Raw genomic sequence first — 6,159 nt, 5'->3', positions numbered from 1 at the left:
ACGCTGCCGTAGGCGTTGCGCCAATCGCCCACCGCCTGCGCATCGAGCTGACCGGCTTGCAGCGTGCCGCCGCTGTTGTCGACGGTGCCGGCGCTGTGCACGGTGAGCGCACCGTCCGTGGCAAGGGTGGCCTTCGCGTGATCGATATCGCCCGCGGTGCTGACGAGGGCGACGTCACCGCCGGCGCGGGTTTGCGCGCCGGACAGGTCCAGTACGCTGCCTTGCAGGATGATCGCGCCGCTGGCGAGATGGCTGCCGGTGGACGACAGCGCACCGGTCGTGACGACGCTCAACGCCGCGTTGCCCTGCAGGGTGCCGTCGCGGGCGACACCGGCACCCAGCGTGCCGGTGGAGGCCAGTTGCTGCGCGCGCACGCTGGCCTCGTTGGCGGCGGCGATCACGCCAGCATGACTCACCGCGCCGGCGCTTTGCATCGCAAGGTCGCCGCCGCTGTAGACGGTGCCGGTGTTGGTGATGTCGCCGGTACTTTGCACGGTCATGCTGCCGGCCGATTGCAGCGTACCGCTGTTGTTCAAGGCGCTGCCGTTGAGGGCGAGGTGGCCAGCGGAGGAGGTGGTGCCGGTCAATTGCAACTGGCCGGCTTCATCGATGGTGAAGTCGCCGCTTTGCGTGGCCAGTTCGCCGGCATTGCGCACGCCCAGGCCCGCTTCGGTGCCGATCAGGTGGATGGTGTTGGCATACATGCCACCCAGCGTGGCCACGTCGATGCTCACCGTCGGCGCCTCGCCGGTGCCCGCTATCGCCTGCGTGGACAGATCGCCGTAGCCGACCTGGTTGGCGCCGGTGATGACGTTGAGGTGTTGGGCCCACACCTTGCCGCTGACGCTGAGGCTGCGCGAAATCAGGTCAAGGCGATCGATGTGGGAGGTGTCCAGGCCCTCGCCATCGATGCGGAGGGCGCCGCCGGTGACGCGGAACGCGCTCAAGGCGCCGTCGGTGCCGAAGACCGGGATGCCCGTGGTCAACGTCGCACGGTTCGTGTTGATGAAACCACCGCCATTGACCGAAATCCCGTTGGGATTGGCGATGATGACATCGGCCGCCTGGCCGGCCACTTCCGTATAGCCGCGCAGGGAGGTGGGCTGGAGCGAGGTGACTTCGTTGACGATCACCTTCGCCGCCTGGCCGGCCCGGTAGTGGGGATTGCCGACGATATAGCCGCCCAACTGCGTGGCCGAGACGCCGGCGGCGTTGTTGAGGATCAGGCCCTGTTTGTCGACGTTGAACTGCTGGTACGGGTTATGCGACACGCCCGCCGCCGAGGGCGCCACGAGGTTCACCACCGGCACGCCGTTGCCGGCCGCGCCGATGCCGGGGCGGTGCGCGCCGGCGTTGGGATCGGCGATCACCTGCGCGCCAGCGAAGGCCGGCGCCCCGAGTAATGCGGACCACACCGCTGCGCTCAAGGCGCGACGCGATAATGACGGCAAGGAAGTCAGCGAACGACGGTGAGAAGCCATGATCGATCCTTGATGCGGGAAGTGAACGACGGATCGCCGGCGCTTCCATTTCAGGCATCAGGCATCTGGCTCGATGGTTCAGGGCCGCTCTCCATCGCCAACGATAGCGGCGGGTTCCCGCGTTTTTGCATGGACTACATAAAAAAGGAGAGGGCCCACATGGGCTGCGTGGGCCGCGTCATCCTGATCGGCAGGCGTGTAGGTGATACACCTTCCAGCGATCTCATCCCTCTGGATGATCGAACGATGCGTATCCGTGCTCATCGCATGTAGGTGGACGGCTATCCGTCTCGAGCGGGTTTGCTTGCAAGGTACTTTCTCGAAAACCTGCTGGTGGTTGGCTTCGCATATCGGAAGGCGTCAGTGCTGGAACGGCCACGGATAATCCTCGTTCCAGGTGCGGCACACCGTTCCTCATTCAGCGTGCCGCGAAAAGGATCATCCGCACACGAACGGATCAGCCACCCGGCTCAGGCTTGAGCAGTTCGACGTACTGGCGAAGGAAGTGGATCGCGGCGTGCAGGCCGTTGGTCTGCGCTTGCGTGAGCGGCCACGGATGCAGCTCGGGGTGCTTGCCCTGGGCCTGGATGAAGGCTTCGTTGTAATCGAGCAAGCCCTGGATGACCACGAAGGCCAGCGAGGTGCCGGCAAGCGCGGTCTGGCGCGTAGGCGGCGTTTCCTTTACCGCTTCCAGGAACTGGAAGGGACGATCGAAAGGTGCGGTGGGTGTGGAATCCGGTTCCGTGGGAACCGAAGAGGGTGTGTGTGCCGTATGATCCGGGTTAGCCATGATCAACTCTCTTGTAGTTGGTGGTGGTCAGCGGGTCGTATGGGTTGCGCCCCATGCGATCCGCGCTTTCATTGCATTGCTGCAAGGGTCATCGGCGTTGCCCCGTAAAGCGTTGACGTCGATGACGGGCCGAACGTAACAAAATCCACTGGCGTGTGTATGTAGGTGGTTGCCGTTGCGGCGAACGAAGATAGCGGGTACTCACCCCAACCTCTTCCCGGAAGAAATGGGGTTTCGTGCAAGGGCGAGTTTCGATGCGCATGTATCTGGTGGGCGGCGCGGTCCGCGACAAGTTGCTGGGACGGCCGGTGGTCGATCACGATCACGTGGTGGTAGGCGCGCGGCCGGAGGAGATGCTGGCGCTGGGCTACAAGCCGGTGGGCAAGGATTTCCCGGTGTTCCTGCATCCGCAGTCGAACGAGGAATATGCGCTGGCGCGCACCGAGCGCAAAACCGGACACGGTTATCACGGCTTTGCGTTCCAGGCCGATCCGGCGGTGACGCTGGAACAGGATCTGGCGCGGCGCGATCTCACCATCAACGCCATTGCCGAAGATGAGCATGGCGGGCTGGTCGATCCGTATGGCGGCACGCGCGATCTGGACCGGCGCCTGTTGCGGCATGTCTCGCTGGCGTTCGTGGAAGACCCGGTGCGGCTGCTGCGCGTGGCGCGGTTTGCCGCACGCTTTGCGCCGCTGGGTTTTAGCGTGGCCCCGGACACCATGCAGCTGTTGCAACAGATGGTGCGCGATGGCGAGGTGGATCATCTGGTGCCGGAGCGGGTATGGGCCGAAACGCGCAAGGCCTTGGGTGAAGCGCGGCCTTCCGCGTTCCTGCGCGTGTTGCGCGAAGCGGGCGCGCTGGCGGTGCTGTTTCCGGAAGTCGATGCGCTGTATGGCGTGCCGCAGCGCGCGGAATTCCATCCGGAAGTGGATACCGGCGTGCACCTGGAGATGGTGCTGGATATGGCCGCCCAGTTGGCGCCGGGCAATGACCTGGTCGGCTTTTGCGCATTCACCCACGACCTGGGCAAGGCGCTGACGCCCAAGCACGAACTGCCGCGCCACATCGGGCACGAGCATCGCGGCGTGGCGCCGCTGCGCCAGCTGGCTACGCGCCTGCGCGTGCCGACCGAGTACGCCACGATGGCCGAATGCGTGTGCCGCGAACACCTCAACGCGCACCGGGCGCTGGAGCTGAAACCCGCTATCGTGCTGAAGCTGCTGGTGACGCTCGATGCGCTGCGCCGGCCGGAACGGCTGCAGGTGTTCCTGGACGCCTGCATGGCCGACAAACGCGGGCGGCTCGGTCACGAGCAGGACGATTACCCCCAGGCGGCATGGCTGCGGCGGGCCCGGGATGCCGCCGCGGCGATCACTTCCGCGCCATTTGTAGCCCAGGGGTTACAAGGGCCGGCGGTAGGCGCCGCGATGGAAAAGGCGCGGGTGCGGGCCATCGCCGAAATGAAACTATGTAACACTTGAGCGAGTCGGCGTATAAAGCACGTGTCATTCCGCTAGCTTGGCTGGCAGCGGGGTCCGGCCATCGGTCTGTCGCCTCCGCAGGGGGGCGCAGCGCGGGCCGCCGGATGCCCGTGCCGGACAGGCGTGCCGTGGCGCCGTCATAACGTGCAACAAAAAACCGCCCGCCCCCGACGAGAGCATGCCGTGTCGCTGACTTTTTCTTCCCATTCTTCGCTGCGCGAACGTTTCCGGCCTTTGTGGTGGCTGGGCATTGTCTATGTGGTGCTGGGCGCGATCACGCGCGTGGCGCTGCTGGTGATGACCGGCAAGGGCGTGCCGCACGACCCGCTCGACTGGCTGTTCGCGTTCGGCGTGGGCTTGTGCTCGGACCTCGTCACCCTCCTTTATGTGGCGTGGCCGCTGTTGCTGTTCCTGTGGATCGTGCCGTCGCGGCGCCCGCTGATCGCCGGCGCGCAGCAATGGGTCGCCTACGTCGTCGGGCTGGCGGTGCTGTACGCGCTGACGTTGTGGACGCTGCACACCACCATCCATGCGGCGGTCAAGGATGTATGGCCGGTGGTGGTGGTGTTCCTGTTCTTCCTGCCGATGCCGGCCTTGAGCTACGCCGCACGCAGCGGCCAGCGCGCGCTGTACGTGCTGTGCCTGCTGCTGCTGTTCGGCCTGCTGTTCGTGGCGGCGTCGGAGCTGGTGTTCTGGAACGAGTTCGGCGTGCGCTTCAATTTCATTGCGGTGGATTACCTGGTCTACACCACCGAAGTGGTGGACAACATCCGCGAGTCGTATCCGATCGGGCGCTGGATCGCGATGCTGGCGGTAGCCGCCATCGTGGTGCTGCTGCTATCGCGGCGCTATCTGCGCACGCGCGATAACGGCACGCGCTTTGGCCAGCGCAGCAAGGTGGTGGCGGTGTGGTTCGTGCTGACGGTGGTGTCGCTGTTGCTGGTCAACGGCTCGACCAAGGACCGCACCGCGAACACCTATGTCAACGAACTGGCCGGCAATGGTATCTATCAGTTCTTCAATGCGTTCCGCAGCAGCCACCTGGATTACGACCGCTTCTATCGCACGCTGCCATTGGACGAAGCATTCGCGCGCGTGCGCGCGCAGCTGAAAACGCCCGATGCCAGTTATGTGAGCGATAACCCGCAGGACCTCACGCGCGAGATTCGCAACCCCGGGCCGGAACAGCATCTGAACGTAGTGCTGATCAGCGTGGAGAGCCTGTCCGCCGACTTCATCAAGGCCTTCGGTTCCAGCCACGGCGACATCACGCCCAACCTGGACGCACTCGTTGGGCAGAGCCTGTTCTTCGATCACCTGTATGCCAACGGCACGCGCACGGTGCGCGGGCTGGAGGCGCTGTCGATGTCGATTCCGCCGACGCCGGGCGATTCGATCCTCAAGCAGGCGCACAACGAAGACATGCTGTCGCTGGGACAGATTTTCGACCAGCACGGCTATGTGTCGCAGTTCGTCTACGGCGGCTATGGCTACTTCGACAACATGAATTATTTCTTCAGCCACAACGGCTACCAGATCGTCGACCGCAGCGCGATCCCGAAAGATATGCCGATCCATGGGCAGAACGTGTGGGGCGTGGCGGATGAAGATCTCTATACGCTGGCGCTCAGCCAGATGGATGCGATCCATGCGCAGGGCAAGCCGTTCTTCCTGCACATCATGACCACTTCCAACCATCGCCCCTTCACCTTCCCCGCCGGGCGCGTGAAGGAGCGCAACGGTACGCGCGAAGGCGCCATCGCCTATACCGACTGGTCGATTGCCGATTTCATCCAGCGCGCGCGTTCCAAGCCGTATTTCAACGATACGGTGTTCGTGATCACCGCCGACCATTGCGCCTCCAGCGCGGGCCGCAGCAGCATCCCGATCGATCGCTACCATATCCCGCTGTGGATCTACGCGCCGAAGCACTTCCCGCCGCAGCGCATCAGCACGGAAATGGGCCAGATCGACATTCCCACCACGCTGCTCGGCCTGCTGCATTTCAGCTATCGCAGCCGCTTCTTCGGCTATGACGTGTTCAACCTCGCGCCGGGCCAGGAGCGCGCATTCCCGGCCACTTACGAAAAGCTCGGCTACCTGCATGGCAAGCGGCTCACCATCCTGGAACCGCAGCGCAAGATCGAGCAGGTCATGCCGGATTTCGCGACCGGCGATGCGACGCCGGTGGCGAATATCGACCACAACGATCTCGACAATGCCACCGCCGATTACCAGGTTGCGAGCTACCTTTTCAGGCACGGCATGTTGGCGCGCAAGGCGTCGGATGCGACGGCAGTAACGCCGGCGCCATCCAGTTCCGCGACGTTACCGGCAGCGACTCCCGCATCAGCGGCCAGCACCGGTGCGGCCGGTACCGGCTCGCCTTAGTCGCTGCCAGCCA

Annotated in this window: 4 protein-coding genes; 2 read left to right on the top strand and 2 right to left on the bottom strand. The window is 64.5% G+C overall.

Going from position 1 to position 6,159, the window contains the following annotated elements; genetic code table 11:
- Both ISP15_RS05865 and ISP15_RS05860 read right to left on the bottom strand, forming a co-directional pair.
- On the bottom strand, positions 1–1,481 hold a 1,481-nt coding region (locus ISP15_RS05865; protein ID WP_404546040.1), incomplete at its 3' end, for a filamentous hemagglutinin N-terminal domain-containing protein.
- 457 nt (positions 1,482–1,938) lie between these two features.
- Positions 1,939–2,271, bottom strand: coding sequence for a hypothetical protein (locus ISP15_RS05860; RefSeq protein ID WP_404546039.1), 333 nt, complete (start codon positions 2,269–2,271; stop codon positions 1,939–1,941).
- Between the two features lie 254 nt (positions 2,272–2,525).
- Here ISP15_RS05860 and ISP15_RS05855 point away from each other — a divergent pair, with 254 nt between their 5' ends.
- A complete protein-coding gene (locus tag ISP15_RS05855; RefSeq protein WP_404546038.1) occupies positions 2,526–3,755 on the top strand; it encodes a multifunctional CCA addition/repair protein in 1,230 nt (409 codons plus the stop codon).
- A 183-nt stretch (positions 3,756–3,938) separates the two neighbouring features.
- Positions 3,939–6,146, top strand: a complete 2,208-nt coding sequence (locus ISP15_RS05850; protein WP_404546036.1) for an LTA synthase family protein — start codon at positions 3,939–3,941, stop codon at positions 6,144–6,146.
- Positions 6,147–6,159: the final 13 nt, after the last annotated feature.

Origin of the sequence: Dyella jejuensis (genome assembly GCF_044904675.1) — a bacterium.
In the GTDB taxonomy this organism is placed as follows: domain Bacteria; phylum Pseudomonadota; class Gammaproteobacteria; order Xanthomonadales; family Rhodanobacteraceae; genus Dyella_B; species Dyella_B jejuensis.
Note: the sequence above shows the minus strand (reverse complement) of the source record. Positions and strands in the feature narration are given on the sequence as shown.

Coding starts and splice junctions, on each gene's coding strand:
- ISP15_RS05860 (WP_404546039.1), bottom strand. CDS start 2,271: ATGGCTAACCCGGATCATACGGCACACACACCCTCTTCGGTTCCCACG.
- ISP15_RS05855 (WP_404546038.1), top strand. CDS start 2,526: ATGCGCATGTATCTGGTGGGCGGCGCGGTCCGCGACAAGTTGCTGGGA.